Annotated in this window: 3 protein-coding genes; all 3 read left to right on the top strand. The window is 33.3% G+C overall.

Features of this window, described 5'->3' with window-relative positions; translation table 11 throughout:
• Window positions 1-40: 40 nt before the first annotated feature.
• The 3 genes from ACY2RU_RS17435 to ACY2RU_RS17425 all read left to right on the top strand — a co-directional run bounded on the left by ACY2RU_RS17435 (window position 41) and on the right by ACY2RU_RS17425 (window position 2,029).
• Window positions 41-382: a hypothetical protein gene (locus tag ACY2RU_RS17435; RefSeq protein WP_490139762.1), complete on the top strand. Its 342-nt coding sequence runs from the start codon at window positions 41-43 to the stop codon at window positions 380-382.
• A gap of 253 nt (window positions 383-635) precedes the next feature.
• The gene (locus tag ACY2RU_RS17430; RefSeq protein WP_490139761.1) at window positions 636-1,415 is read left to right on the top strand and encodes a hypothetical protein; all 780 of its coding nucleotides are present in this window, start codon (window positions 636-638) and stop codon (window positions 1,413-1,415) included.
• A gap of 314 nt (window positions 1,416-1,729) precedes the next feature.
• The gene (locus tag ACY2RU_RS17425; RefSeq protein WP_490139760.1) at window positions 1,730-2,029 is read left to right on the top strand and encodes a hypothetical protein; all 300 of its coding nucleotides are present in this window, start codon (window positions 1,730-1,732) and stop codon (window positions 2,027-2,029) included.
• Window positions 2,030-2,229 lie beyond the last annotated feature (200 nt).

Raw genomic sequence — 2,229 nt, 5'->3', positions numbered from 1 at the left:
TATACAAACACGTTGTAACACATTTTGAAAAAAACGTCAATTGAAATTAACCGAGTATCATAAAAGAAAAATAAATTGGACAAGCAAAATGGCTTTCGGAAGTCTTGGAATTTTAATTTTGACATTATTAGTTAATTTTTTGCGAGAACCACTTCTTGGAGTAAAAGAAGGTTATGCACCTCATAATTTCGGATTTAATGTTATGTTTTTCATTCCTTCTATGTTAATAGCATTAGGACTTGGATTAGCCGTGATTGGACGAACAATAAAACATTGGAAAGTTTGGACCAACTTAAGCAAGAAATGGACATTAATCGGATTGTCAATTCCGGCAATCGGAATTTGGACATTTCTGATTCTGAGAATAATTCTAACCGATTAGAAAAAAAACGTGTCACAACACCGTATAAAGCCAATGGCGGAAGACGGTTAAACGAATTGAAAATCCTACAATTTAAAAACGTATATTTATTTCGGATAAAACTCGTAAACGGCTTCGCCGTGGCTTCCGAGTCGCACGCGTCGACGCCGCTGCCAACATTTGCTCCGCAAATTTGGTTGAGCCACAGCGAGCTAAGAATCGCCACTGGCATTATACAAACACGTTGTAAACAATTTAAACCCAAAATATTGAAATGAAAATATCAAATTTAATTCTCGGATTTTTAATCACTCTTTTAGTTTTCTCTTGCTCATCTGAAGATGATAATCAAAAGGAGGAGCCTAATTCCACAGATAAATTATATAAAAAAACGCTCGTCTATGACGATGGAAACCTCATATATGACAAAGAATTTTTCTATAACGAAAATAACCAAATAGAGTTAATAGTTCTGGAAGAGTACATAACTAAAATAAGAACCTATACAGTAACATATAATGGAAATAACGTTAGTACAATTACTGAAAATATAGATTACATTGACCCTATTAGTAATAGAATGCATGTATACAATGTAACTCTTGAGAGCAACAAAGCAACTTTAACCACAAACACGGACAATCGACTAATCGAAATATTTTTTACAGATGGCTATGTTGATTCAGCAAAATTAACTTTTGACTCCTCAAACTCGATGAATTTTTCAGAAGAAGTATTTACACGAGATTCTAATCAAAATTTAATATCACACACTTCGGGTTCAAGCACCTATATCTACTCAAACTTTGACTTTAATAAAAAAATTGACCCAAATCGAAGTGTCATGACATACATCTACGGTGACTACTATGATATACTCGGCTTAAAAACATCTAAAAATAATGCTTTACACCGTATTTCTTCGCATGGTAATAATAGTGGCAGTACTTGGAATGTTTATTTGCAATATGATGACGATGGATTTGTAACTAAAAGTAGCTCTGAACCTGATTTCTTACGTTACTACGAAGAAAATCAATATATAGAAATGTAAACTGTTCGCAACAACGTTTGTAAACAATTAAAAAAATACTAATGAAAAAACTGAACTATTGACTTTTAATCTTTATTGGATTATTAATTTTTTCTTGCTCATCCGATGATAACACTTCTATGGATGATACTCAAGTTGAATCTGAATTTGTAATAAATGATGAAAAGTATTCTATCCCAAATGGTTTAATAATGTCTTCATATTCTAAAACCTTAAACAGCAGTCATGTAATCTATTTAATAAATGGGGCACTGGTAAATAATGAATAGACTGGAGAATGTGATTTTTCAAATGACTTGACACATGGAGTAATTATGAGTATTGTATCGACTTCATTAACGGAATTGGAAGCTGGCACATACAATTATGATATGATAGCGGGATATGAACCTTCTATAAATTATACAAATATTACAAGAAATATAGTTGTTGAAAATAATTGCATTACAGGTTCTGACGACATAAAGGAAGAACAAATAAGTAATGGAAATGTAGTATTAGAAATCTCTGAGAATATTTATACAATAACATTCACTTTTCAAACGATTGAATTTGGAACTGTTACTGGAAGTTATATTGGAGAACTTGAATTAGTACAAGATGTCTCTGATTAAACTGTTTACAACAACGTATAAAGCCAATGGCTTTGTTGGTTAAACGAATTAACTTTCCCACAAAAAGACTATCTTAGATCAACCGAATAATCTCGTAAACGGCTTCGCCGTGGCTTCCGAGTCGCACGCGTCGGCGCCGCTGCCAACATTTGCTCCGCAAATTTGGTTGAGCCACAGCGAGCCAAGAACCGCCACTGGCA

The organism is Ulvibacter sp. 2305UL32-6, assembly GCF_058148545.1.
Note: the sequence above shows the minus strand (reverse complement) of the source record. Positions and strands in the feature narration are given on the sequence as shown.